Source organism: Brevibacterium sediminis, from assembly GCF_024895295.1.
Taxonomy (GTDB): Bacteria; Actinomycetota; Actinomycetes; order Actinomycetales; family Brevibacteriaceae; genus Brevibacterium; species Brevibacterium sediminis.
Map to the genome: position 1 here is coordinate 421288 of NZ_JAHQRN010000003.1, position 23130 is coordinate 444417.

Consider the following 23130-nt stretch of genomic DNA (forward strand, 5'->3'; position numbering starts at 1 on the left):
GCCGCGCATCGCTCACCGCGTCAGCGAGCAGCGACGGTGAAGTGGCGTTCGCCGCTCGGGACCTCGATTTCGTCGACGACGGCCACCGCCAGATCTTCGGCGCTGATCCAGGAGCGTCCGTCGAGGTCAGTGAGCAGGATCGTCGTGCCGCGCCGATAGTCGCCGAGGCGGTCGCCGGGTTCGAGGACAGCCGGAGGGCTGAGGTAGGTCCACCGGCCCGCTGGGTGATTCCGGCAGACCTCGAGTTGGGCGAGACTGGCCGCAGCGAGGTCTCTCCACTCCTCGGCGACGAACTCAGGATCGTTGAGGACGATGGAGTCGGGATCAACCGGGGACCTCAGCGGACCAGCCCCGCCGACGACGAGCAGCGGCACCCGCGCGTGGGCTGTGGCTGTCAGCACCGCCTCGGTGAGGGAAAGGAACTGTGACGTCTGTCCTGGTGCGGCCCGGACGGTGAGCACTGCCGCATCGGCACCGGCCAGCGCCGTGTCGAGGTCGGAGGCGATGTGAGCGTCGACGGGGAGAGCCTGAACCCTGGGATGGATTGCGACAGTGGGAACGGCGGATGTGTTATTCGGACGGCGGGAGGCGGCGATGATGCCATGGCCGCGGTCGGCCGCCTCGGCGACGATGCGGGAGCCGACCATTCCGGTGGCTCCGATGACGGTGATCTTCATACTGCGGGTTCCTTCTCTGTGCGGTTTGATGTGCGTGCACGGTTGAGTGCGGTCGGGGAGAGCTGTCCGCAGGCTAGTGCTGCCAGAGCGAGGACGAATCCGGCGATCTGCGCGAGGTTGAGGCTCTCACCGGCGAAGACGATGCCGAGTCCGGCAGCCACGAGCGGGGAGAGCAGTCCGAGCAGGGCGGTCGCGGTGACCGGCAGGCGTCCGAGGCCGCGGAACCACAGGGTGTAGGCGAGCAGTCCGCCGACGCCGCCCAGCCACAGATAACCGGCGATGCCCGGGGCGTCGACCTGTGCGGGGACGCCTTCGATGAGCAGGGTGGGCAGGAGGAGGACGAGTCCGCCGGCACTCAGCTGCCAGCTCGCGAACCCGACCGGTCCGATGCCCGGCGGCAGTCCCCATTTCTTGGCGAGGATGACGCCGGTTCCCATCGAGGCGGCACCGAGGATGCCCGCTGCGATGCCGACTGGATCGAAACCGGCGCCGGGGCCGAGCACGACGAGACCGACTCCGGCAACGCCGACGAACCCCCAGCCCAATCGCCACACCGACAGACGCTCACCGAGGACGATGACTGCGAGGACGGTGACGAGGATCGGCTGCGCGGCTCCCAGGGTCGCAGCGACCCCGCCGGGCAGGCGAGCGGCTGCGACGAACAGGAGCGGAAAGAAGATCCCGATGTTGAGCGTGCCGAGCACCACTGCTTTCCACCACCAGGACCCGGCGGGCAGGCGGCGGGCGATGAGGAGGCCGATGAGGCCGGCCGGAAGGGCGCGCATGAGGGCGGCGAAGAGCGGATGGCCCGCGGGCAGGAATTCCGTGGTCACGAGGTAGGTCGAGCCCCAGACGGCTGGGGCCAGGGCGGTGAGGACGGTGGCTCCGACTCGTGAGTGCGTCGGTGACGGGGCGGATGGGGTGGGCGTGGTCGTCGTTGTCATGACACCAGCGTCAGCCCGCGCACTGCCATGAGTCCAACACATTGTTTTCATCCGATCAATGAACTGAGATCATTGATGGATGGAGTTGCAGCAGCTGCGCTATGTCCTCGCCGTCGCCGAGGAGCGGAATTTCACCCGAGCGGCGACGAAGACTCATGTCGTCCAGTCGGCGTTGAGCCATCAGATCAAGGCCCTCGAACGCGAGCTCGGCGTCCGACTCTTCGCCCGGACCAGCCGCAGAGTCGAACTCACCACAGCCGGGCACGCCTTCGTCGCCGGTGCCCGAGCCACCCTCGACGCCGCGGATCGGACCGTCACTGAGGCGGTCGCGGCGACCGGACAGATGCGCGGAAGTCTGAGCGTCGGAGCGATCCCGACGGTGACCCGACTCGACCTCACTGCGGTCCTCGGCCGGTTTCATCGCACGTATCCGCAGGTGAGTATCGGCATGAGCGTGGGAGGCAGTCTCGACTTCATCGAACGGATCCGGACGGGAAGCCTCGATGCGGCGGTCCTCGGACTGCCGGAGGACGTCGAGCCGAAGGGCGTGGCGAGCACCGTCATCGCACAGGAGAGGCTCGTGGCCGTGCTCGGCCCGGGCCATCGGTTCGCCGAACGCCGACGGCTGCGGCTGGCCGATCTCGCCGATGAGGCATTCGTCGACTTCCCCTCCGACAGTCCCGGTCGTTCACAGTCCGATCGGGCCTTCGCCGAGGCGGGACTGACCCGAACGGTTGCGTTCGAATCGATGCTCGTGGACATGATGCTCGACCTCGTCGGGCAGGGGCTTTGTATTGCGCTGCTCGCCCCGGCGGTTGTGCCGGACGGGCGAGAGCTGGCCACTGTGCCCGTGACCGACGGACCTAAGCGCGCGGAATACCTCGCCTGGAGCGAATTCAATCCGAGCCCGGCGGCGTCGGCCTTTGTTGAGTCGGCGTTGGCGAGCCTTGGGGCGGAATAAGGTTGAGGAAGCGACACACTCACAGGCAGGAGCCCGCATGATCAGGCAAGACCGCACCGACGACACTCTTACCGTCACCATCGACAATCCGGGGCAGGCGAATGCGCTCACCGAGGACATGCTCGGACAGCTCATCGACGCCTTCACCGAGGCGGGTGCTCACGAGAGCCTGCGCGCGGTCCTGCTTACCTCGGCCGGCGGACGCGGATTCTCAGCCGGAATGGACACCGCACAATTCGCGCACACGAGTGCGTCGCGGGCGTACGCGACGATCAGCCGCCTCGGCGAGGTGTGCGAAGCGATCAAGGACTGCGCCCTTCCTGTCGCCGCCGCCATCGACGGCTACTGCATCGGCGGGGCCGCCGAGATCGCCGCAGCCGCGGACTTCCGCATCGGCAGCCAGGACTCCTGGTATTCGATGCCCGAGGTGCGCATCGGCATCCCCTCGGTGCTCGAATCGGTCAACCTCCACCGCCTGATGGGCTGGACGAAGGCGACAGAGTTCGTGCTCACCGGCAACTGTTTCTCCGCCGCTGACATGCTCGCCTGCGGCTTCCTCAACGACTCCGTCGACGGGTCGGTCGAGGAGCGCGCACTCGAGCTGCTGCGCGACACCACACGCGCTGATCGGGCCGTCATCGCGCAGCAGAAGCGACTGCTGCGGACGTGGAAGAACACCTTCGAGGCGCATGCGATCGCAGACAGCCAGAAGGAGTTCGCGCTCGCCTTCGCCGCGAAGAACGAGACTGCCGACCCCGGCTCGGGCGACTCAGACCCCGAGGGCAAAGTCTGAGGTCGGGCAGAATGGTGGAAACGCTCAACGACTGAGGAAATTGCATGACAGACAACGAGGTCAGCCCGCTTCCCGAGGCCTTCTACCTTCCGCGCGGCGAGGACGAATTCGACTCCACACGTGCGACGACGAGCCCGTGGGATGAGGCGATGCAGCACGGCGGCCCGCCCGCCGCGCTGCTGGCCAGGGCCGTCGAACGAGTCCGTGAGGACGAGGCGATGAGCATCGGGCGGCTGACGATCGACATGCTCGGCCCCATCCCGCAGGGCCGTATCCGCACCGAGGCGACGATCATGCGTCCGGGCAAGCGCATCGAACTCGTCGAGGCCAAACTCTGGGCCGAGGACCGCCTCGCCGTGACCGCGACAGCGTGGAGGATGCGGTCCACCCCGGAATCCTGCGCCGAGGTGGCCTCGACCTTCGACACGTCCGCTGTGCCAGGCCCGCAGGAACAGAAGTACTTCCCCGGTATCAGCCCCGACTGGGGCTATGGGCGTGCCATCGAGTGGCGCTTCGTCTCCGGCGGCCTCCAAGAACTTGGCGCGGCCGATGTGTGGGTGCGACCGCGCATCCCGTTCGTCGCTGGTGAGGAGACGAGCCCGATCCAACGCTTCGTCATCGCTGCGGACTCGGCGAACGGCGTCTCGGCGGCGGTTCCGTTCGGCGAGTGGACGTTCATTCCGCCGTCACTGTCGCTGACCTTCGCTCGCGAACCGCGGTCGGAGTGGCTGAACATGAATGCCCGCACCCACGTCGGCCCTGATGGGCGCGGTGTCACGGACGGTGATCTGGCCGACGAGCACGGATATGTCGGATCGGTGACCCAGCCGTTGCTCATCGCCCGGCTCTGAGGTTTCCCGCCAGTCATGGAATTCCTCGGACTCGTCCTCATCGGCTGCCTCGTCGGCCTGACCACCGTGCTCTTCGGGTTCGGCGGCGGCTTCGTCACGGTCCCGATCATCACCCTCGTCGATGCGGATCTCGGACATGACACGGCACGGGTGGCGGCGGCCACCTCGGCGCTGGTGATGCTCGTCAACGCGATCGTCGCGACGGTGTCGACGAAGCGATCCACGCTCGCCCACCTGAAAGGGCGATGGTGGCTGCTCGGGCTGCTCGCGCTGGGCGGGGGATTGGGTGCGTTCGCAGGACGATTCGCACCGGACGCGCTGCTGCAGTGGGGGTTCGTCGCGTACATCGCGGCCACTGCCATCGATCTGCTCGCCCGGCCCGGATTCTTCCGACGCAAGGCCGCGGTCGTCGATGACGTTGGCGAAGTCAGCGAGGGAGGCCGAGGAATCGCAGCGGTCTGGGGTGCGCCGATCGGTGGGCTTGCGTCGTTCCTCGGCGTCGGCGGGTCGGTGATGACGGTACCGATGATGCGCCGGTCCGGGGCCACGATGACCGTGGCCACGACCCTGGCCAACCCCCTTACCTTGGTGATCATGAGCCCGGCCGTGCTCGTAACGATCCTGACCCCGGCGGCGATCGATGCCCCGGGCATCGTGGGATCACTCGACCTGGTGGCGGCCGCGGCGCTGCTCATCGGCGGACTGCCGATCATCGTGTTCCTGCGCCGTCGGGTGCCGAAGATCCCCGAGATCCTCCACGCCTGGGGGTATTTCGTGTTGCTTGTGGCGGCCGGGGTGGTCGTCGCTGCGGCGTGAGGAAGCAGGTGCAGTCAGGCGTCTGCTGACGCCCTGCGATACCGGCTGGGGCGGATCCCGTACTCGCGATAGAAGGCAGTGCTGAGTGAGTATCCGCTGGAGTAGCCGACTTCGAGCGCCACGGATTCGACTGTCGAGTCGCTCTGTTCAAGGAGGTCGGCGGCCAAGCACAGACGCCAGCTCGTCAGGTATGTCAGAGGGGGCTCTCCCAACAGTTCGGTGAAACGTCTCGCCAGCGTCGCTCGCGAGACGTTGGACTGTTCGGCCAGAGTCGCGATGGTCCATGGGTGCTGCGGGGAATCATGGATGGCGTTGAGCGCGGCGCCCACGGTCGGGTCGGAGCTCGCGCGGTACCAGCCTGGGGCCTGAACTTCGGGCATTGCGAACCAGTCCCGCAGCGCCGCAGCCAGCACGACGTCGAGCAGTCGATCGAGGATGACCTGTTGTCCGGGCTCTTCGCGCATGATCTCCGTCTCAAGAAGACCCAGCGTCTTCGTGCGCTGTGACTCGTGCGGTACGACGAATACCCGAGGGAGTGTCGTCAGCAGGCGGTCGGCTACGCGACCGTTCACAGTGAATGATCCGGTCAGCATAGTGTCATCGGCATCCAACTGTGTGCCGCAGGTCCGGGTCCCCAGCGCAATGCTGTCGGCCACACCTCCGTCTGCGGCAAGGCAGACTCCCGACTCCGTCTGGACGTACATGGGATCAGGAGACATTCCGGGGTCACTGGTGACCTCGAAAGGGGCCTGTCCGACGACAACGGCGATGTCATGGGGCTTGAGTCGGTGAGACTGTCCACCATCGACGATCCACGCATCACCCCGGATCATGGCGACGAGCGTAAGAGAGGACTTCTCCGCGAACACTGCAGACCATGGCGGATTCGCCAAAGTCCTACCCAGCAGCGCGCCGGACGACCGGATATGTGTGAGCACATTTGTCAGAGCATCCACGTTGCCATTTTAGACGATGGAGCATCTATCTGATCGTGCCACCTATTCTCCGTCTCGTGCGCCTCGTATGTAATTGAGTCATGAACTCATTTCATGAACCGATCTCCGGTCACGCCCACTGGGTCTACACACATCCGCAAGCAGAGTCGCTCAACAGGCACCTGCTCAAAGTCGGTCGATCCGCGCTGGCCGAAAAATACGAGCTCACAGTGTCGGATCTCTACGCCGATCGCTTCAACCCGACGCTCGGTGAGCATGATCTCGGAAGTCTGTCCGGCGCCGGTGGGAACCTGGCGGAACTGACTGGCGAAGCCTATGCCCGGGGTGAGGTCGAGCCTGAGGTGAGACGCGAACAGGAGCGGCTGGCGGCGTCCGAACTCCTGGTTCTCCAGTTTCCGCTGTGGTGGTACGGGCCTCCCGCGATGCTCAAAGGATGGATCGACCGCGTGCTGCAGACCGGTTTCGCGCAAGGCGACGTCGATGACTCCACCGGGCTGCCGAGACGCTACGGCGACGGTCGGCTCATGGGCAGGAAAGCACTGATCATCGTCACAGCAGGAGACGACAGTCGAACACTGGGCCCACGCGGAATCAGCGGCGACCTCGAATCACTGCTCTTTCCGCTGACACACGGTGCACTGTGGTACGTCGGGATCGAAACCCTCGACCTCCACGTAGTCTATGACGCGGATGGGCTCGGTGCCGACGGCAGAGAACGGGAGGCCACGCGACTGACCGCTCGGATCGCGGGACTGCGCGAGGAACGTGCGCGTCCCTACCGTCGAATGCTGGGCGGAGACTATGACCGGTCCACTCGGGCGCTGGTCGACAGCGTCCATCCCGGACGCACGGACCTGACGATCCACCGGGCCGGTTGACCGAGGCTGTTCGATGCCTCGCCTCAGCCATGTTCCTGGCCACCGACCGCTCGCATGAGCGCCGAGCGCTCGCCTCAATCCGCAATGCGTGTGCGCTCGAGGCTAACTCGAGCGGTCGACGAGGGTGGGTCAGAGAATGTGCTCAGTTGTCCCAGCGGCGCCTGCGCAGAATAGGTGGCAGGCCGAAGTAGATCGGCGGGCGGGCTGAGGCCGGACGCGCAGTTTCCGAAGAAACAGCCAGTGGTGACAGTTCTGTCGTGAAAGCGTTTCCCGCGACAGTCGCACCTTCCGTGCCGCTACCGGAATCACTCTCATCGCTTCCGCTCGTGCCCAGCGCCCAGGCGCTTTCCCAGCTGATGAGTTCGCCGGCATGGCAGACGGGGTCGCCTCCGCTCGACGGCGGCTCGGCCCACATCCACAGGTTGATCCCGTACTCCATGAGAACCAGCTTGTGGGAGGCCTCGCGAGACGAATTCTCCTTGACCAATGCTGCCCGCACCTTCGCCGAGGCGTCCTCGAGTTCCGTCCACCCGTCCTGCCGATGCGGCAGAAACACCCACGTTCCCGCGGGGACGTGGTTGGGAACAAGCTCGTCGACGGCGGCGATCTCAATCGAGTCCCCGAACGCATCGAGCATTTCCCCGAAGCACGCACGGGCCACCTCGGGGGAGGGCGCGACGATGAGGAGGTGGGCCGCCTCGGCGCGCACCTCATCCAGTGAAAGATGCGTGAACGGATTCGCACGCATCGACCCGAGCACCTGCGTCCAGTACCCCGGCGCCGTCCCATCGGCCAGGAACCCGCTGGTGCGCGGACGCTCCTCATCGTGTCGCATCGAAAATCCTCCTCGCCGAGGCTGCTCACCGTTCCCTTCCATCATGCACCCACCCGCCGGTGGAGTCAGATGGGAAGAAGACAGTCAGAGCGCGCCGAAATCGGGCCACACCTTGGGCGAGCAGAGCCTCGCCCTCGAAAGATGGGTCAGAAGAACACGGCCCAGACGACCACGATGACGAGAATGACTCCGGCCAACCAGATCCAGGGGCTGCCGAAGTTCACGGTCCATCCCCAGCCGTAGCGCTTCGGGATCAGCGGAGCGCGGTCTCGCATCGATGCGTAGAAAAGGCCCAGCTTCCAGTTGGAATCGTCCTGGCGGAGGGCCTCAACGTCGGGATCCTCGCTCATTGAACATCACGGCTTTCCGGGTTTCGAAGACAAGTTCAGTTGACAGTCTATGCCCGTGTGCCGCACGCTCGGCGGTTGCTGTCCGGCCAGTGTCCCCGCTCGCGATCTGGTGATCGTCCGACCCGGTCGTTCTGGCACCAGACCAATGTCGTCCGCGTAATCTAACGAATGGGATACGTTCCGGCTGATCCAGTGCCATCGTCGCTCCGCCGGACCTACACTGATCGAAGTGGATCGAGCAGCGGCTTTCGTGTCGGCTCGGTCCACGACCACGTCTGAACCATCTCGCGTCACCAGCGAGCCTGCACGCCCGAAAGACCATGCCCTTGCTCTCTTCCTCACGCCGCACACTCGCGGCACTCGCAGCAGTTCTGTCCTTCGGCCTCCTGGCCGGATGCGCCGAGGATGCCCAACCGGCCGTGGACACCGCCTCATCCAGCACCGCCGACCCCACACCCACACGTGAGGCCCCGAAGCCGAGCGCCGACCCTTCGACATCGGCGACAAGCGATGACACCGACGAAGCCGGCGAAGAGGACGAAGGCCGCGCGGGCAGCGCGGTGACGGGGACCGCCTCGGTGATGTTGGACGAACTCACGGTCAAGGGCCGGGCACCGAAGACCGGCTACGACGGTGACCTGTTCAAATGGCGTGCGGACACCGACCACAACGGCTGCGACACCCGCAACGACGTACTCCGCCGCGACCTCACGACCATCACCCTCAAGGCCGGAACTCAAGGATGCATCGTGCTGGCCGGAACGCTCGACGACCCCTATGCCGGCGACACCTACGACTTCGACCGGGGCGTGAACGCCGTCGACATCGACCATGTCGTCGCCCGATCGGACGCCTGGCAGACCGGGGCTTTCAAATTCGACGCCGAGACGCTCAAGGAATTCGGCAACGACCCGCTCAACCTGCTCGCCGTCAGCTCAAGCCTCAACCGACAGAAAGGCGACGGCGACGCCGCGACCTGGCTGCCGCCGAACAAGAGCTTTCGCTGCGAATACGTCGCCCGACAGATCGCCGTGAAGCACAAATACGAGTTGTGGGTGGTCCCGGCCGAGAAGGCCGCCATGGAACGCGTGCTTGCGAAGTGCGACGACCAGCCCGCCTTCGCCGAGGATGTCGACTGGCCCGGCCCCGGTGACGGCGACAATGTCACCACGAAGGAAGAGACCCGCCCGGCGAAGCAGAAATCCTCGAGCCCGGGATCGTCGTCGAGCGGATCATCAGGTGGCTCATCGAACTCGTCGTCCTACTTCGAGAACTGCACGGCCGCCCGCGAAGCCGGTGCCGCACCCGTTCGCCGAGGCGACCCCGGATACGGGTCCCACCTCGACCGCGACGGCGACGGAATCGGCTGCGAATAGCGGAGGCGTCACGCTCACATTCGCATGGAACCGAAGCGCGGACAGGAAACGGTCGCGCTGCCGGCCGTCCGCCTCGGCGAGGGGTGGTGTGCACGAGGTCACAGTCGCTCGGTAATCTGAAGTCGAATACCGTCGCAGCTGCGCCTGCCGACGGCCGCCACGATCATCGACGATGAGGAGATTCCCATGTCCGGACTCGATACCGCCCTGACTCCGCTGCGCTTCCTCGAGCGCTCGCTCGAGGCACACCCGGACCGGGAGGCGATCGTCGACGGGCCCCGCCGCTTCACCTACCGGCAGATGGCTGAGACCGTCCAGAACCTCGCCGAAGGACTCGTCCGCCGTGGATTGAAGCCAGGGGATACGGTTGCGGTGCTCGCCCCTAACAGTGCCGAGGCGCTCATCGCCCACTACGCGGTCCCGTTGGCCGGCGGCGTGCTCGTCATGCTCAACACCCGACTGGCGCCGCCCGAGGTGGAGTACATCCTCGGCCACAGCGAAGTGAAGTTCTTCTTCGGCGATGCCGGACTCCTCCAGCCGGTCATCGATGCCGGAGCTGCGAACGCCGTCGACACGATCGTCGTCCACCCGGACGAGGACGGCACCCCAGGTGAGGTGGCCGCCGCGGATCTCAGCGTGGAAGCGTATGCCGACTGGACCGCCTCGGCGCCGGAATCACCCCGCGCCTACGAGGTCGAGGACGAAACGGCGACGATCACCGTCAATTACACCTCGGGCACGACGGGCCGGCCGAAGGGCGTCATGTACACCCACCGCGGGGCGTACCTGAACTCGCTCGGCGAGGTCATCACGCAGGACTTCCCGGCTCTGACCAAGTACCTGTGGACGCTGCCGATGTTCCACTGCAACGGCTGGTGCACGACCTGGGCGCTGACCGCGGTGTCGGGCACGCACGTGTGCATCCGAGCCGTGCGTGGACCAGAAGCCTGGCGGCTCATCGACGAGGAGAAGGTCACGCGGATGGCCGGTGCTCCCGTCGTGCTCAACACCATCGCCGGGGCCAAGGAGGCCCACGACCTGGATGGATCGCTGTCCATCACCACGGCCGGCGCCCCGCCGTCGCCGACGACGATCGCCCTGTTGGAGGGCCTCGGCATCGAGGTCATCCACGTCTACGGACTTACCGAATCCTACGGCCCGTACTCCTCGTGCGAACCGCAGCCCGGATGGACCGGCCTGCCGGTGGAGGAGCGCGCGAAGCTGAAGTCCCGCCAGGGGGTCGGCATGATCAGCGCCGAACGTATGCGCGTGGTCGAGCTGCGCGACGACGATGTGCTCACCGACGTGCCTCGCGATGGGGTGACGATGGGCGAGATCGTCATGCGCGGCAACAACGTCATGAAGGGCTACCTCAACGCGCCCGAAGCCACCGCCGAGGCGTTCCGCGGCGGCTGGTTCCACACGGGTGATCTTGCCGTGATGCACCCCGACGGGTATGTCCAGATCCTCGACCGTGCCAAGGACATCGTCATCTCCGGCGGAGAGAACATCTCCACGATCGAGGTCGAGCAGGCTCTCGTCGCCCACGAATCCGTCGCCGAGGCGGCCGTGGTCGGAATGCCCGACGAGAAGTGGGGACAGCGACCGTTGGCCTACGTCGTCCTTGCGCCCGGCAACGAGGCGACCGAAGCCGATCTCATCGCATTCGTCAAGACCCGAATCGCCTCCTATAAGGCTCCGGCCGGAGTCGAATTCGTCGACGAGCTGCCGACGACGTCGACCGGCAAGATCCGCAAGAACGCACTGCGGGAGATGGCTGGGAGCTGAGGTTCAGGCCGATTCGAGAGGGAAGACCAACAAGCTGCTCGTTGCCGTCGCGACGGTCTTGCCTGCTGCGTCAACGACCTCACCCTCGGCGAAGGTGACCCGGCGTCCCGGTTTGGTGACTCTGCCGGTGGCGACCAGAGGGCCGCTGTCGGCGGTCACGGGCCGCAGGTAGCTGACGTTGATGTCGATCGACGTGTAGCCCATACCTGCGGGCAGCAGCGAATGCGCGGCACATCCGAGGACCGAGTCGAGCAGGGTGCAGACCAGACCGCCGTGGACCACTCCGATCGGGTTGTAGTGGGACTCGTCGGGATGGCAGGTGAAAGTGACCTTTCCCCGCTCCACCTCGGTGAATTCCATTCCGATGTGTGCTCCGATGGGAGCGCCGGGAATCTCGCCGTCGGCGATCTTCTGGAGGAAGTCGAATCCGTCGAGGTGGGGAAGCTGCTTGAGACCGATGGCCGGATCGCCCCAGGTCACGGTCGTTTCGCGAAGTTTCGGCTCAGCCTCGGTGCTCATCTCAGTTGCTCCCTTCGGGCATGGGGACGTTCTGGAGGCGCAGCTGGCCGCGTGAGAGCTGCTTTCCGCTGACCGCATCCGTGATGATGATCTCCCAGAGCTGCTGAGTGCGTCCCTGGTGAAGAGCGTTGCCCTCGACATTGACGCGGGCTCCCGTGCTCGGGCGCAGGAAGTCGGTGGCGTTGTGGACGCCGACGGCGAACTCGCCGCGCTCAGCCACGGCGTATGAAGCGCCGATGCTGCCTGCGCTTTCGACGATGGTCGTGTACACGCCGCCGTGGATGACGCCCCATGGAGTGTGGTGATTCTCGTCGAGTTCGGCATATCCCCGCACCGAGGTGGCCGTCACCTCCTCGACGACGAAACCGGAAGCCGCGACGAATCGACTTGCCTTCTCCAGCGAGACATCGGGGGTCTGGGCGGCCTGCGCGTCATCAGTCATGTGTTCTCCTTCGATCTGACTTGTTATTATGAAGTTAGCCTAGGGCGTCGACGACGGTCAACCGAAGGAGGGGGACATGGAATGGCTCGAATACGACTCCGCTGCCTGCTCGATCCGACGCAGTCTTGATGTCATCGGACAGAAGTGGACGTTGCTCATCCTGCGGGATGCGTTCAACGGTGTGCGGCGATTCGATCAGCTGCGCGACCACCTCGGGGTCTCCGATCCGGTGCTCGCCGAACGTCTCCGCACACTCGTCGCGGCCGGTCTCCTCGAGCCCGCGACCTACAGTGAACCGGGTCGGCGAGCGCGAAAGGAATATCGACTCACTGACAAGGGCCGCGATCTCTATCCCGTGCTCATCGCGCTTCTCCAGTGGGGCGACAGGCATTGCTCAGGGCCGGACGGCCCTCCGGTAGACGTGACGCACCGCGACTGCTGCGAACCGGTCGAGGCGAAAGTCATGTGCGCGGCCGGCCACGAGCTCACCTCGCCGAGCGAGGGCCAGACAGCGCCCGGCCCCGGTGCAGAAGTGAGAGCGTAAGTCCTCCCGGCCCCGGCGCTCTGGCGAAGCCGTAGGCTGCTCACGCGTCGGTTCAGCAGCTCACGCGCTGTTTGGGCAGGTCACGCGAAGAGCGCGAGACCGAACACGACGAAGATGATGAGATGAGCGGCCCCCTGGACGGCGGTGACCTTCTTGGCGGCGAACCCGATGATGGAGACCAGGAGCGTGATCGCCAGCAGCGCGAGGTTGATCGGTGACTCGGCGAGTACGATCTGCTGATCGGTGAGCATACCGATGACCAATACCGTCGGTATCGTCAGTCCCACCGTGGAGACCTGTGCACCGTGGCAGAGGTTGCTCACTCGCTGGATCTCGCCATTCCAGGCCGCCCGCAGAGAGGTGAGGGTCTCGGGTAGGAACACGATCATCGCAATGACCACCCCGGATAGTGCCACCGGAGCGCCGAGGCGGCCCAGGCCGTCATCGAGCAACGTGGCCATGTCGTGGGAGAGCAGCACGATCGGCAGCACCGTGGCGACGAGGAGGACCAGTCGGAGGACGATCTCCACGCGGTGGGTCGAGAGGATCTCGACGATACTCTGGGGTTCGTCGTCAGCCGGGTCGGCCGCCTCGGGCCGGCGTGATTCGGACAGGTCGGCCGCCTCGGCGGGGGAGGACTGCCTCGTTTCGGCAGTCGATGAGGTGATCGCCTGCACGGCCTCGACGGGGGCCACCTCGGTGAATTCGTGGGCCTGCGGTCCCATCTGGCGGTAGAGGAAGAAGGCGTAGGAGCCGACGGTGACCACGATGATCGGGATCTCCTGCCAGATCTCGTATGCGCCATCGGGGGTGCCGATGAGGGCGGGCACGGCGAAGGCGAGGGCGGCGAAGACGACGATCATGACCAGGTAGTTCGAGACGCCGGTGCGGTTGTGGGTGAGCGCGCCGTGGCGCAGTCCGCCGACGAGCAGGCACAGGCCGATGACGGCGTTGAGGATGATCATCGACACCGCCATCACCGAATCGCGGGCGATCGTTGCGTGGTCGCCGGGGCCCAGCAGCACCGCGGCGATGAGGATGACCTCGATGAGGCAGATCGAGATCGTCAGCACGAGTGAGCCGTAGGGGTCGCCGAGGCGGTTCGCTAAGTGCTCGGCCTCGGTGACGACGCCGAAGGCGCAGATGAGGATGACCGCGATGATGACCACGAGTGCGGTCACGAGCAGCGGCAGGGGGACCGGTGAGGCTAGCAGAGAGCCCATGAACTGCAGGGCGATGAAGACGCCCCAGCCGAGGACGAGTCGCAGGATTGCGGTCGGCGTGACGATGGAGCGGAGGGCGGCGGTCATGAAAGGTCTTCCTGTCTCTGAGGCCGTCCTCATCGTGAGTCTCACTCAGCCGGGCCGTCCCGACTGGTTCCTTCCGCTTTCAGGTTATCCAGGCCCATCTAGCCCGGCAAATCCGGTGACCTGGGGCACCGGATGACCTGGGGCGCTATTGCGGGGAGTGCGCGCCGTCGGCCACATGGGGAGCGTGTTGGAGGGCGTGTGCCGTTCGCCGGCCGGGAATGGGACGCAGGGAGCCCAGAAGGAGCCCGAGCCCGCAGAGGGAGCCTCACACCGATGGCTGTTTCGGCACAGACTCTTCTGAAATGACCACTTTCCTCGCTGTGAAATTCAGAGCAGGGTGTACCGATTCGCTGGATCGGGCAACCGCTACGGCACGGTTTGAGTTGAGTGGCCCACGTTTGAAACAGTGCTGCTCGTCGTCAACCGTGCCGAAAGCGCTCGACGTTGCCGCTCACGGCTGTCGCACGTGGTCGACGAGCCCGCTCACCGGTGTCGCACGCGGTCGACGATCCCGCTCAGTGCTGATGTGTCGGAGCTGTTCCGCATCGCGTCGCGGTTGCTGAAAGGAATGCCCGACTGCAGACCCCGCCCGCCGCAGGTGATCGCTTCGCCGAGCAGGCTCAATCCGATGCTCAGCGTCATAGGACGAACGGCTTCTTCGGCGCCGATGAGCTGAGCTCCGAAATGCAGGCCCAGCCCTGCGAGCAGGCTGCATGCCCAGATGATCATCGTCTTCACCGTGTATTTCTGGTGGAGAGCCCCGTCTCGTTCGAAGAGGACCGTGGATGCTCCGCGCAGCATTCCGAAGCTGACACCGACCACCACCGAGGAGGTCAGGAAGGTGACGTTCGCCGGTGTCCAATGGCTGAATCCCCACAGTTCCTTGATGGCCAGTCCCAGCAGGATCAACGGTGGAATTGCGAGATCTTTGGCGTCGACGGGCTCTCCGCGGAAGCGTCGAACGATGACGACGACGATGACGGCTATGACTCCGAGGGCGATGAGGAGGGGTGACATGGGCGATCTCCTTTGATGTGTTAGCAGGCTCGTGCTAAAACGATAGCACGTTGTGGCAGAGGTGTGCTATAAAAGATCTATGCCGAAATTCGTCGACCCTGTTCAACGCCGAGAGCTCATCGCCGATGCGCTCTTCGCCATCGTCCTCAGGCAGGGACTCTCCATGGTTTCGCTGCGGACGATCTCCGATGAAACCGGCTTGGCCATCGGCTCCATCAGGCACTACTTCTCCGGCGCCGACGGGATCGTGCGTTTCGCGCTCGAAACCCTCGTCGAGCGTGTCGGGGCTCGGCTGGAAGCGCGACTGGCCGACATGCTCCCCAAACTCGATTCCGGGAACATCGATCACGATCAGGCCAAAGAGCTGACGGTCGACTTCCTCTCCGAACTGCTGCCGCTCGACGAGACACGGCGGCGGGAGTCAGTGGTGTGGCTGGCCTTCGAAGAGGAGGCGCGCACGACGCCGGAGCTTGCCGACGTCTTCGAAACGTCCGTGCGCGGCACCCGTGATCTCATGGCCCGAGTCGTTGAGAGTATGAGTGCCCGCGGGGTCCTGCACACGGGCCTCGACGCTCAAGCCGAAGCCGAGACGCTCGCTGCCCTCATCGATGGGTTGACCCTGCGTTCGGCGCTTCACCCCGAGGTCCTGGACCCCGAGCGTGCTCGCGAGCTTCTGGCTGCGCATCTCGAGCGTCTGCACGCCTGACCTTGGTCATGGGACGCTGCACGCAGAGTTCGCATATTCAGACGGTGGGCGAACTTCGCTCTTGAACGATCAGAACCCGTAGGCGGCGTCCCGCTCCTCCCGAATCGAGGCAAAAGTGCGGGTGAGCACGATCGTGTCCTCGACGAGACGGTCGAGGCGCTGGAGGACGTCGTGGCTGACGATCTCGCCGCGGTGCAGGTCGCTCTCGCCGACGAACACATACGGCTGGACGACCTGCGCCTTCATGTATGTCAGGATCGGCAGCAGGTGCTGGGCCGGAATGAGATAGTGCTTCGACGAACCGGCCGTGGCGATGACGCCGACGACCTTATCAAGGAAGGCGCTCGTCGGCAGCAGATCGAAGACGTTCTTCAGCGCCGCCGGAATCGAGGCCTGGAAGATCGGGGTGCCGATGATGATCGCATCGGCGTCCATGAGCTCCCGGGCCACTCGACCGGTATCACCGGTGTACTCGGTGAAGTTCCGACCGTCGGCGAAGACCATGTCCGCCGCGGCGAGATCGATGACGCTCACTTCGATAGTGGAGTCATAGGTGGTGACCGCCTCGGCGAGGTGATCGATCACGGTCCGGGTCTTCGTCCCGACGTTCGAGCCGGACAGCAGAATCATCTTCATCGGATGGCCTCCTCTGCGGTGTACTTCTTGACGGCGGGCAGGATCTCGGTGCCGATGATCTCGATCTGCTTCATCACGTCGGCATAGGCCATCCCGCCGAAGTCGACCTGTGCGAGATAGCGCTGATGACCGAAGACCTCATGCTGGTGGAGGATCTTCTCGATGATCTGCTGAGGGCTGCCGATGTTCGCGATGGACGCCGGGTGGACGCTCTGCGCGAAATGCTGCTTGGGCATGCCCTGCCCGTTCGTGCGCTTCATCCCCTCGTTGATGTGCGGATACATCGCCTGCAGCGCCTCTTGCGAGGTCTCCGCGGCATGGAAGAATCCCGCCGTGGCGATCGGCAATATGGCCGGATCGAATCCAGCATGCGCGGCCGCGCGACGGTAGGCATCGACGGTGCCCTTGAACACCGAGGTGGTCCCGCCGAGGTGGGCCATGACCATGGGGACCCCGGCTAGTCCCGCCTTCACCGCGCTCGCCGGTGCCCCGCCGACGGCGCGCCAGATGCGCAGCGCCTGCCCGGTGGGGCGGGGGAGGACCTCGGCGTCGTTGAGCGGAGCCCGGAACTGCCCGGACCAGGTCACCTGCTGTTCGCGGTTGATCTTGAGCAGCAGATCGAGCTTCTCCTCGTAGAGCTCTTCGTAGTCGCGCAGATCGTAGCCGAGGAGCTCGAACAGACCGACCCGCGAGGCGCGACCGGCGACGAGCTCGGCACGACCGCCGGAGATGAGATCGATCGTCGCGAAGTTCTCGAATACCCGGACCGGGTCCGAGGTCGACAGGATCGTCGAGGAGCTGCCGATGCGGATCGTATCCGTGGCTTGGGCGATGGCACCGAGGATGACGGCATGGGCCTGCGAGGCGAAGAACTCCTGATGGCTCTCGCCGAGGCTGAAGAAGTCGAGTCCGGCTGCTTCGGCGGCTTGGGCGTAGCCGATGAAATCGTGGATGCGCTGCCCCGCGTCGACGCGTGACCCGTCGTGCGGGTCAGGCAGATGGTCGCCGAGGCTGTAGATGCCGAACTGCAGTCCCTGGCCTTGGTCGAAACCGAATTCGTGCATATAGTTCGGCTGCTGTGACGGTAGGGATTCAGTCGTTTCGGAATGCTGCTGAGGGGTGGTGTGCAGCTGCGCGGACTCGCTCAAGGTGTCTCCTCGTGACGGTGACGAAAATGTCATTTGCCATGTCAACTGATACGGCCGCGGGATTATTCCCGCGGGTTCTCGCCGCGCTTCCGGCTGGTGTCGTAGAGCTTCTTCATCAGTGCGTGCAGCTGCACCTTCTCGTCCTCGCTCAAGGAACCGTCGAACAAAGACGCCTGCTGTTCCTGCTGCGAGGGAAACGCCCGTTCGAGGAGTTCGCGGCCCTTGGGTGTCAGCGAGATGTGTTTGGTCTTCCAGTCCTGTTCGCGAGAGATCAGGCCCTCGGACTCGAGTCGGGCGAGCATGCGGGAGATCCCGCCGCTGCTGACGGTCAGTCCTTCGGCGAGAGCGGACTGTGTGATCGGCTCGAAATTGCGGATATGGGCAAGGGCTTCGAACTGGGCGACGGTGAGCCCGAACTGCCGCAGGTGCTCATTGGAGAGCTGGTTGCTGTTCTGGACGAAGCGGGCCATGCGCAGCCAGATCAGCGTGCTCAGGCTCAGATCATCCACCGCTTCTCCTTCTGCTGATCGCGTAGCTGCCGCTGACGTCGTGATCGCCGCGAGCGGCCATCCCGACCTGCCCTCACATTACCTGCGGCGTGCGAGGGGTCGGAAATGGTCCGCGGCGAGGGTGGTGACGGCGTTGGGCAAGCCAAGTGCCTGGCGTTTGCTGTAGCTCAGGCGTCAGCGGCCACGGCGCGAGATGCGCTCGAGCGCTTACGTCCCTTGCCTGCCTTTCCTGCCTTGCCGGCGAAGAGGAGGCGGTCGACGCTCAGACGGCCAGGACCTGCAGCGGCAATCAGCAGAGCGCCTGCGGCCAGTGAGGCGACGAGCTCCCAGCCTCCCTGATCGACGAACGGGGTCGGGGTGAGGTGGACGATGATCAGGGCGCCGATGACGTTGGCTGCCAGCAGGAATCCGACGATGGGAGTGAGCGCACCGAGGATGAGCAGTGCTCCGCCGATGAGTTCGACGAAGGTCGCGACCGGGGCCGCGATATCGGCCATCGGCACTCCCATCTGAGCAAACGAATCGCTCGTTCCGGCGATGGTCCACTCGTTGAACTTCTGCCACCCGTGGGCGATGAAGATCGCGCCGAGGCCGATCCGGGCAATGAGAGTGATGATGTCGCGGGCAAAGGTCGGCAGTCCGGTCGTTGCGTACACGGTGATCTCCATGATTGGTTGAAATTGCAATCACACGGTATGTGCCGAACATGGCAATACGCTGGCAATCCCTTATCGCCAACGAGGCATTGCAGCGAGAGCAGCCCTCAACGATTCGTCCCTTGCGCTGCCGTCTCTTCCCCGCGACCCGGGGTCGTGCCGTCTCTGGTCATCCCCGACCGGAGTGGGACAATGGTGGCAGTAGCCGTGCCTCGTGGGTGAGCGCAGGGATCGCGAGCAGGCGCACGTACCAGATGTGCCGCTTACGGGTGCGATTGAAACTGATTGGGAAGAGGGCAGATAGGTGAGCGAAGAGAACAGCGAGCTCCTCGGGGCGGGACGCAAGGCTGCGGTCATCATTGCCTCCACCTCGGCGGCCAGGGGAGAGGCCGCGGACACGACGGGCCCCATCCTCGTCGATTGGCTGCGCGGCCGCGGTTATGAGACTCCCGAGGCTATCGTCGTCCGCGACGGCGAACCCGTCGGCGACGCACTCAAGCAACTCCTCGTCGACACTCCGGAAGCCGACCGTCCTCGCGTCATCGTCACGAGCGGCGGCACCGGGCTCGCTCCCGACGATCGCACTCCGGAGTTCACTGCCGAACTTCTCGAACGCCAGTCCCCGGGCCTCATCTATGCGATGTGGCGCAAGGGTCTCGAGTCGACATCCTCGGCGGTGATGAGCCGCGGAGTCGCGGGAGTGCGCGGACGCAGCTTCGTCATCAACTTCCCCGGTTCGAAGGGCGGGGTCAAGGACGGAATCACCGTCATCGACGACCTCCTTGAGCACATTCAGACCTCCGTCGAGGACACCACCGACCACGGCCCCCGGGTCTGAGAGAGGAACGGAGAATGCAGATGCGCAAGGCCGTGCGAGCCCGGGTCTATAAGTTCGACGCCACCGGTGAGATCTCGGCCGGTCCGGATTCCCTGGCAGGCGAGGAGCCGCTGGAGATCCAGCTCAACGGTGAGCAGTACACCGTGACCATGCGCACCCCCGGACACGACGTCGAACTCATCGCCGGTTATCTGCTCTCCGAGGCGGTCGTGACCTCGATGGACGATATCGAAGAGGTCAATTTCTCCGCCGGGCTCGCCCCCGATGGCAGCCGGAACTACAACGTCGCCCAAGTGCGTCTGGCTCCTGGGATCTGGAATCCAGAGACGGCTCCGGCCCGCAACGTCTACACCTCATCCTCGTGCGGGATCTGCGGAACCGCGGCCGCCGATGCGGTGACGAAGACCTCCGCGTTCCCGCTCATCCCCGCCGCTTTTCATGTCGAGGACCAGGGGGAGTACGAGTTCCCGCAGCTGCTCTCCGCCGCCCGGATCGGTGAGCTGCCCGATCGGCTGCGGCAGACGCAGGAGATCTTCGACAAGACCGGCGGAGTCCATGCTGCGGCGCTCTTCGCCGTCGGTGACGACCCGAACACAGAACCCGAACTGCTCGTCGGTCGCGAGGACGTCGGCCGGCACAATGCCGTCGACAAGGTCATCGGCTGGGCCATGGCCAACCGTGGCCTGCCGCTGCGATCGACCGTCCTGCAGGTGTCCGCGCGGGCATCGTTCGAACTCGTCCAGAAATGCGCGATGGCAGGCATCCCGATGATGTCGGCCGTCAGCGCCCCCTCGGCGATGGCTGTCGACTACGGCAAGGACGTCGGCGTGAGCGTTATCGGCTTCAACCGCAAGGGCAAGTTCAACGCGTACTCGTATCCAGAACGCGTGGCCTGAATTCCCCGAGGCGGCCCCGCCTTTCCGGTGCTAGATTCGCTGGCATGGACATCAATGACGATCCCACCGGCTTCACCTCCCGCCTGACCATCGCGCAGGCACACACCGAATGGGACGTGCAGACGGCCTTCCTTGATTCCTGCTCCTACGGTCCGCCGCCTCGGCGCGGATGGGATGCGCTGCAACGGTCCCTCGACGAGTGGCGGGTCGGCAGCATGCCCTGGCCGCGGTGGGCGGAATCGGTCGACACCAGCCGTGAACTCTTCGGCCGCCTCGTCGGCGTTGCTGCAGCTCAGGTGACCACTGGGGCCGCCGTATCCCAACTGCTCGCCCCGATCGCCGCCGCACTGCCCGACGGTGCGGAGGTCCTCATCCCCGACATCGAGTTCACCTCCGGGGTCTACCCGTTCGCCGTCCACGCCGACCGCGGGGTGCGGGTGCGCACCGCGCCGCTGAACACCCTCGCCGAGGCGGTCGACGAGTCCACGACGCTCGTGTCCTTCTCCGCCGCACAGTCTGCGACCGGCGAGGTCGCCGACATCCCGGCGGTCACCCGCGCCGCACACGAAGTCGGAGCGCTCACCGTCCTCGACGGCACTCAGGCAGCCGGATGGCTGCCGCTCAACGCCACCGACGTCGACTTCCTCGCCGTCGCCGCCTACAAGTGGCTGTGCGCCCCGCGCGGGACAGCGTTCCTCACGATGCCGTCGACGGTGACAGTCGCCGGCGAATCCCACCCAGAACGTGCGCAGTACTTCGACCGACTCAAGCCTCTGGAGGCAGGCTGGTTCGCAGCCGGGGGAGCAGCCAGCTACGGGATGCCGATGCATCTGGCCGACGGTGCCCGCGCCTTCGACATCTCACCGGCCTGGCACTCGTGGGTCGGTACGGCTCCAGCACTCGAACTGCTGCTCGACGTCGGCGTCGACCAGATCCACACCCACGACCTCGCTCTGGCCAATCGTTTCAGAACCGGGCTCGGCCTTGCAGAGTCGAATTCGGCGATCGTGTCGATCGACCTCGACATCGTTGACCGGTCCTGGCCTGGGGCCGTCGATCGACTCGACGCGGCCGGAGTCAGGTACTCGCAGGCCGGAGGGAATATGCGCTTCGGATTCCACCTCTTCAACGACGAGGCCGATGTCGATACAGCGCTCAACGCTGTGATGGACACGGCGACCGTCTGACAGGAGCGGGTGGCTACACCTGGCTCCCGGTCGCGCGGCGGGTCGCCTCGGCGGCGTGATCGAGGAAGCCGGCTATCGTCTCCAGGGTTGCGTCATCGAGCCCGGACAAGCCGCTGCTGAGCTCCTCACCCAAAGGTGCCAACTGCGAGAACAGCTCGGGCGGACGAGTCGGATCAACGCGGACGACGACGGTGCGCCGGTCGGTCTCCGAGCGCTCGCGGATCACCCAGCCCTGCTGCACGAGCCGATCGATGATGCCCGTCGTCGTCGCCGGAGGCAGCGCGAGCATCCGCGCGAGCTCACCGGTCGTCACAGCCTCGTGACGGTGGACGAGGTTGAAGCACTGCAGATCGATCGGACGCATCCCCAGTCGCGCACTGAGGTGCTGGCCGAAGATCGCCAGCTGGAGTTCGAGCTCCCGATAGCGGTCGAGGACGCGCCACATCGGGGAGTCGCCCGAGTTGATCTCGGGGACTTGGGGAACAGGATCGCTCATGTCCACATCCTTTCAGTCTTCGGCGGGGAAGAAGTGCGCCGCCATCGCCAGACCTACATTCAGTCCAGACCCGCAACCAGTCCAGACCCGCACGCAGCAAACTCTTTCGGTTTCAAGATATTTCGTTTATCGTAATAGTATGTCAGATGGTCTCGACGTCCGTGCCGCAGTCACCCGATCGATGCTCGGGTGGGGCGTCGTCGCGGGTCCCTTCTACATTGTGTTCGGCCTCATCCTTGCCCTGACCAGGGGCGGATTCGACCTGACCCGTCACTCGCTCAGTCTGCTCAGCCTCGGTGAGGGCGGCTGGCTCCAGATCCTCAACTTCGCCCCCACCGGCATCATGGTCATCGTCGCCGGGTGGGGACTGCTGCGCGCGCCCACCGACCGGTCACGCGGCACCGGCATCGCCGTCATCATCGCCGGCGCCGCGCTCGTGCTCGCCGGGGTATTCCGCCCCGATCCCGTTGCCGATTTCCCTCCCGGCGCCGAGGCGACCGCCACCACCGGTGGGATCCTGCACCTGGTCATGGGCGCCGCCCAGTTCATCGGCCTGACCGTTGCGGCACTCATCCTGGCCTGCACCTTCGCCCGTCGCGGCGAGCGCGGCCGCGCCGCACTGTCACGCATCCTCGGCGTCGTCGTGGTCGTCGCGTTCCTCGCCGGGGCCGCGCTGTCTGCCTCCCCGTTCGGCGTGGGTCTGCTGTGGCTGGCCGTCGTCGCCGGATTCGCCTGGCTGCTCGTCAGCTGCCTCTGGGTCTACCGGATCGTCCCGCACCCCGACCTGTCCCGGCGCTGATCCCCGAACCCTCAGCAATTCGGTAACACAGTCATAACGATCGATCGGACGTTTGCCAGGGGCGAGCAGGCGTCCGGCCCAGCCGGTCGCGGTAATACGGCTTTGTGAAAATTCTGAAACATTCAACAATTTCTTCATGTGGCAATTCGAGCCCGAACTCGCAGCCTAATCTTGCTGTCGGTGCCTGTCCGGTGTGACTGGA

Annotated in this window: 27 protein-coding genes; 13 read left to right on the top strand and 14 right to left on the bottom strand. The window is 65.3% G+C overall.

The genetic code is table 11. The features are described 5' to 3' along the window. Positions 1 to 20: 20 nt before the first annotated feature. Both KTJ89_RS09235 and KTJ89_RS09240 read right to left on the bottom strand, forming a co-directional pair. A complete protein-coding gene (locus KTJ89_RS09235; protein ID WP_259357472.1) occupies positions 21 to 677 on the bottom strand; it encodes an NAD(P)-dependent oxidoreductase in 657 nt (218 codons plus the stop codon). After that, positions 674 to 1621, bottom strand: coding sequence for an EamA family transporter (locus tag KTJ89_RS09240; RefSeq protein WP_259357473.1), 948 nt, complete (start codon positions 1619 to 1621; stop codon positions 674 to 676). The genes KTJ89_RS09235 and KTJ89_RS09240 overlap by 4 nt, the downstream gene beginning before the upstream one ends. A 79-nt stretch (positions 1622 to 1700) precedes the next feature. On the opposite strand from KTJ89_RS09240, the gene KTJ89_RS09245 reads away from it, so the two are divergent. Genes KTJ89_RS09245 through KTJ89_RS09260 form a run of 4 tightly spaced genes read left to right on the top strand, consistent with a single transcriptional unit; the run spans position 1701 to position 5042 of the window. Continuing rightward, positions 1701 to 2582: a LysR family transcriptional regulator gene (locus KTJ89_RS09245; protein ID WP_172170444.1), complete on the top strand. Its 882-nt coding sequence runs from the start codon at positions 1701 to 1703 to the stop codon at positions 2580 to 2582. A 37-nt stretch (positions 2583 to 2619) separates the two neighbouring features. Continuing rightward, positions 2620 to 3375 carry an enoyl-CoA hydratase/isomerase family protein gene (locus KTJ89_RS09250; protein ID WP_259357474.1) on the top strand — a complete coding sequence of 252 codons (756 nt, stop codon included), beginning with the start codon at positions 2620 to 2622 and terminating at the stop codon, positions 3373 to 3375. A gap of 44 nt (positions 3376 to 3419) precedes the next feature. After that, complete coding sequence (locus KTJ89_RS09255; RefSeq protein WP_259357475.1) at positions 3420 to 4226, top strand: thioesterase family protein; 807 nt, start codon at positions 3420 to 3422, stop codon at positions 4224 to 4226. A gap of 15 nt (positions 4227 to 4241) precedes the next feature. Continuing rightward, positions 4242 to 5042 (top strand): sulfite exporter TauE/SafE family protein, encoded by an 801-nt coding sequence (locus KTJ89_RS09260; RefSeq protein ID WP_259357476.1) that lies wholly within the window; start codon positions 4242 to 4244, stop codon positions 5040 to 5042. A gap of 14 nt (positions 5043 to 5056) precedes the next feature. Here KTJ89_RS09260 and KTJ89_RS09265 read toward each other — a convergent pair whose 3' ends face one another. Beyond that, positions 5057 to 5998 (bottom strand): AraC family transcriptional regulator, encoded by a 942-nt coding sequence (locus tag KTJ89_RS09265; protein WP_139468224.1) that lies wholly within the window; start codon positions 5996 to 5998, stop codon positions 5057 to 5059. 80 nt (positions 5999 to 6078) lie between these two features. On the opposite strand from KTJ89_RS09265, the gene KTJ89_RS09270 reads away from it, so the two are divergent. Continuing rightward, complete coding sequence (locus tag KTJ89_RS09270; protein WP_259357477.1) at positions 6079 to 6876, top strand: NAD(P)H-dependent oxidoreductase; 798 nt, start codon at positions 6079 to 6081, stop codon at positions 6874 to 6876. A 142-nt stretch (positions 6877 to 7018) separates the two neighbouring features. Here the strand turns inward: KTJ89_RS09270 and KTJ89_RS09275 are convergent, their stop codons facing one another. Next, the gene (locus KTJ89_RS09275) at positions 7019 to 7711 is read right to left on the bottom strand and encodes a hypothetical protein (RefSeq protein ID WP_259357478.1); all 693 of its coding nucleotides are present in this window, start codon (positions 7709 to 7711) and stop codon (positions 7019 to 7021) included. Between the two features lie 146 nt (positions 7712 to 7857). After that, positions 7858 to 8061, bottom strand: coding sequence for a DUF5808 domain-containing protein (locus KTJ89_RS09280; RefSeq protein ID WP_259357479.1), 204 nt, complete (start codon positions 8059 to 8061; stop codon positions 7858 to 7860). Positions 8062 to 8381: 320 nt separating this feature from the next. Between KTJ89_RS09280 and KTJ89_RS09285 the strand changes: the two genes are divergently transcribed. Further along, positions 8382 to 9437, top strand: a complete 1056-nt coding sequence (locus tag KTJ89_RS09285; protein ID WP_259357480.1) for a GmrSD restriction endonuclease domain-containing protein — start codon at positions 8382 to 8384, stop codon at positions 9435 to 9437. Between the two features lie 186 nt (positions 9438 to 9623). Beyond that, a complete protein-coding gene (locus KTJ89_RS09290; RefSeq protein ID WP_259357481.1) occupies positions 9624 to 11225 on the top strand; it encodes an AMP-binding protein in 1602 nt (533 codons plus the stop codon). Positions 11226 to 11228: 3 nt separating this feature from the next. On the opposite strand, the gene KTJ89_RS09295 is transcribed toward KTJ89_RS09290, so the two are convergent. Together KTJ89_RS09295 and KTJ89_RS09300 are read right to left on the bottom strand one after the other, a co-directional pair. Continuing rightward, positions 11229 to 11744, bottom strand: coding sequence for a PaaI family thioesterase (locus tag KTJ89_RS09295; protein WP_181270680.1), 516 nt, complete (start codon positions 11742 to 11744; stop codon positions 11229 to 11231). 1 nt (position 11745) lies between these two features. Beyond that, complete coding sequence (locus tag KTJ89_RS09300) at positions 11746 to 12186, bottom strand: PaaI family thioesterase (protein ID WP_259357482.1); 441 nt, start codon at positions 12184 to 12186, stop codon at positions 11746 to 11748. Positions 12187 to 12262: 76 nt separating this feature from the next. On the opposite strand from KTJ89_RS09300, the gene KTJ89_RS09305 reads away from it, so the two are divergent. Next, the gene (locus KTJ89_RS09305; RefSeq protein ID WP_259357483.1) at positions 12263 to 12730 is read left to right on the top strand and encodes a winged helix-turn-helix transcriptional regulator; all 468 of its coding nucleotides are present in this window, start codon (positions 12263 to 12265) and stop codon (positions 12728 to 12730) included. Positions 12731 to 12810: 80 nt separating this feature from the next. On the opposite strand, the gene KTJ89_RS09310 is transcribed toward KTJ89_RS09305, so the two are convergent. Then, positions 12811 to 14040, bottom strand: coding sequence for a calcium:cation antiporter (locus tag KTJ89_RS09310; RefSeq protein WP_259357484.1), 1230 nt, complete (start codon positions 14038 to 14040; stop codon positions 12811 to 12813). Positions 14041 to 14523: 483 nt separating this feature from the next. Then, positions 14524 to 15057 carry a hypothetical protein gene (locus KTJ89_RS09315; protein WP_259357485.1) on the bottom strand — a complete coding sequence of 178 codons (534 nt, stop codon included), beginning with the start codon at positions 15055 to 15057 and terminating at the stop codon, positions 14524 to 14526. 79 nt (positions 15058 to 15136) lie between these two features. Between KTJ89_RS09315 and KTJ89_RS09320 the strand changes: the two genes are divergently transcribed. Then, positions 15137 to 15763 (top strand): TetR/AcrR family transcriptional regulator, encoded by a 627-nt coding sequence (locus tag KTJ89_RS09320; protein WP_259357486.1) that lies wholly within the window; start codon positions 15137 to 15139, stop codon positions 15761 to 15763. Positions 15764 to 15832: 69 nt separating this feature from the next. Here KTJ89_RS09320 and KTJ89_RS09325 read toward each other — a convergent pair whose 3' ends face one another. The 4 genes from KTJ89_RS09325 to KTJ89_RS09340 all read right to left on the bottom strand — a co-directional run bounded on the left by KTJ89_RS09325 (position 15833) and on the right by KTJ89_RS09340 (position 18712). Continuing rightward, a complete protein-coding gene (locus KTJ89_RS09325) occupies positions 15833 to 16399 on the bottom strand; it encodes an NADPH-dependent FMN reductase (protein WP_259357487.1) in 567 nt (188 codons plus the stop codon). After that, entirely contained in the window at positions 16396 to 17547 is a 1152-nt protein-coding gene (locus tag KTJ89_RS09330; RefSeq protein WP_259357488.1) for an LLM class flavin-dependent oxidoreductase, read from the bottom strand. Before KTJ89_RS09330 ends, KTJ89_RS09325 begins: the two co-directional genes overlap by 4 nt. Before the next feature lie 62 nt (positions 17548 to 17609). Next, positions 17610 to 18056, bottom strand: a complete 447-nt coding sequence (locus tag KTJ89_RS09335) for a MarR family winged helix-turn-helix transcriptional regulator (protein ID WP_259357489.1) — start codon at positions 18054 to 18056, stop codon at positions 17610 to 17612. A gap of 167 nt (positions 18057 to 18223) precedes the next feature. Beyond that, positions 18224 to 18712: a DoxX family protein gene (locus KTJ89_RS09340; RefSeq protein ID WP_259357490.1), complete on the bottom strand. Its 489-nt coding sequence runs from the start codon at positions 18710 to 18712 to the stop codon at positions 18224 to 18226. Positions 18713 to 19016: 304 nt separating this feature from the next. Here KTJ89_RS09340 and KTJ89_RS09345 point away from each other — a divergent pair, with 304 nt between their 5' ends. Genes KTJ89_RS09345 through KTJ89_RS09355 form a run of 3 tightly spaced genes read left to right on the top strand, consistent with a single transcriptional unit; the run spans position 19017 to position 21633 of the window. Then, positions 19017 to 19550, top strand: coding sequence for a MogA/MoaB family molybdenum cofactor biosynthesis protein (locus KTJ89_RS09345; RefSeq protein ID WP_181270673.1), 534 nt, complete (start codon positions 19017 to 19019; stop codon positions 19548 to 19550). Between the two features lie 14 nt (positions 19551 to 19564). Next, entirely contained in the window at positions 19565 to 20446 is an 882-nt protein-coding gene (gene fdhD / locus KTJ89_RS09350; RefSeq protein ID WP_259357491.1) for a formate dehydrogenase accessory sulfurtransferase FdhD, read from the top strand. A gap of 44 nt (positions 20447 to 20490) precedes the next feature. Next, positions 20491 to 21633 carry an aminotransferase class V-fold PLP-dependent enzyme gene (locus KTJ89_RS09355; RefSeq protein WP_259357492.1) on the top strand — a complete coding sequence of 381 codons (1143 nt, stop codon included), beginning with the start codon at positions 20491 to 20493 and terminating at the stop codon, positions 21631 to 21633. Between the two features lie 13 nt (positions 21634 to 21646). On the opposite strand, the gene KTJ89_RS09360 is transcribed toward KTJ89_RS09355, so the two are convergent. After that, positions 21647 to 22129 (bottom strand): MarR family winged helix-turn-helix transcriptional regulator, encoded by a 483-nt coding sequence (locus tag KTJ89_RS09360; protein WP_259357493.1) that lies wholly within the window; start codon positions 22127 to 22129, stop codon positions 21647 to 21649. 139 nt (positions 22130 to 22268) lie between these two features. On the opposite strand from KTJ89_RS09360, the gene KTJ89_RS09365 reads away from it, so the two are divergent. Further along, positions 22269 to 22928, top strand: a complete 660-nt coding sequence (locus KTJ89_RS09365) for a DUF998 domain-containing protein (RefSeq protein WP_259357494.1) — start codon at positions 22269 to 22271, stop codon at positions 22926 to 22928. Positions 22929 to 23130: the final 202 nt, after the last annotated feature.

Bases quoted from the DNA above. Each gene is read 5' to 3' on its own strand.
- fdhD (WP_259357491.1), top strand. From the start codon at position 19,565: ATGCAGATGCGCAAGGCCGTGCGAGCCCGGGTCTATAAGTTCGACGCC.
- KTJ89_RS09300 (WP_259357482.1), bottom strand. From the start codon at position 12,186: ATGACTGATGACGCGCAGGCCGCCCAGACCCCCGATGTCTCGCTGGAG.
- KTJ89_RS09245 (WP_172170444.1), top strand. From the start codon at position 1,701: ATGGAGTTGCAGCAGCTGCGCTATGTCCTCGCCGTCGCCGAGGAGCGG.
- KTJ89_RS09315 (WP_259357485.1), bottom strand. From the start codon at position 15,057: ATGTCACCCCTCCTCATCGCCCTCGGAGTCATAGCCGTCATCGTCGTC.
- KTJ89_RS09285 (WP_259357480.1), top strand. From the start codon at position 8,382: ATGCCCTTGCTCTCTTCCTCACGCCGCACACTCGCGGCACTCGCAGCA.
- KTJ89_RS09270 (WP_259357477.1), top strand. From the start codon at position 6,079: ATGAACTCATTTCATGAACCGATCTCCGGTCACGCCCACTGGGTCTAC.
- KTJ89_RS09360 (WP_259357493.1), bottom strand. From the start codon at position 22,129: ATGAGCGATCCTGTTCCCCAAGTCCCCGAGATCAACTCGGGCGACTCC.
- KTJ89_RS09260 (WP_259357476.1), top strand. From the start codon at position 4,242: ATGGAATTCCTCGGACTCGTCCTCATCGGCTGCCTCGTCGGCCTGACC.
- KTJ89_RS09295 (WP_181270680.1), bottom strand. From the start codon at position 11,744: ATGAGCACCGAGGCTGAGCCGAAACTTCGCGAAACGACCGTGACCTGG.
- KTJ89_RS09235 (WP_259357472.1), bottom strand. From the start codon at position 677: ATGAAGATCACCGTCATCGGAGCCACCGGAATGGTCGGCTCCCGCATC.
- KTJ89_RS09365 (WP_259357494.1), top strand. From the start codon at position 22,269: ATGTCAGATGGTCTCGACGTCCGTGCCGCAGTCACCCGATCGATGCTC.
- KTJ89_RS09275 (WP_259357478.1), bottom strand. From the start codon at position 7,711: ATGCGACACGATGAGGAGCGTCCGCGCACCAGCGGGTTCCTGGCCGAT.
- KTJ89_RS09320 (WP_259357486.1), top strand. From the start codon at position 15,137: ATGCCGAAATTCGTCGACCCTGTTCAACGCCGAGAGCTCATCGCCGAT.
- KTJ89_RS09240 (WP_259357473.1), bottom strand. From the start codon at position 1,621: ATGACAACGACGACCACGCCCACCCCATCCGCCCCGTCACCGACGCAC.
- KTJ89_RS09310 (WP_259357484.1), bottom strand. From the start codon at position 14,040: ATGACCGCCGCCCTCCGCTCCATCGTCACGCCGACCGCAATCCTGCGA.
- KTJ89_RS09290 (WP_259357481.1), top strand. From the start codon at position 9,624: ATGTCCGGACTCGATACCGCCCTGACTCCGCTGCGCTTCCTCGAGCGC.
- KTJ89_RS09325 (WP_259357487.1), bottom strand. From the start codon at position 16,399: ATGAAGATGATTCTGCTGTCCGGCTCGAACGTCGGGACGAAGACCCGG.
- KTJ89_RS09280 (WP_259357479.1), bottom strand. From the start codon at position 8,061: ATGAGCGAGGATCCCGACGTTGAGGCCCTCCGCCAGGACGATTCCAAC.
- KTJ89_RS09355 (WP_259357492.1), top strand. From the start codon at position 20,491: ATGGACATCAATGACGATCCCACCGGCTTCACCTCCCGCCTGACCATC.
- KTJ89_RS09255 (WP_259357475.1), top strand. From the start codon at position 3,420: ATGACAGACAACGAGGTCAGCCCGCTTCCCGAGGCCTTCTACCTTCCG.
- KTJ89_RS09250 (WP_259357474.1), top strand. From the start codon at position 2,620: ATGATCAGGCAAGACCGCACCGACGACACTCTTACCGTCACCATCGAC.
- KTJ89_RS09305 (WP_259357483.1), top strand. From the start codon at position 12,263: ATGGAATGGCTCGAATACGACTCCGCTGCCTGCTCGATCCGACGCAGT.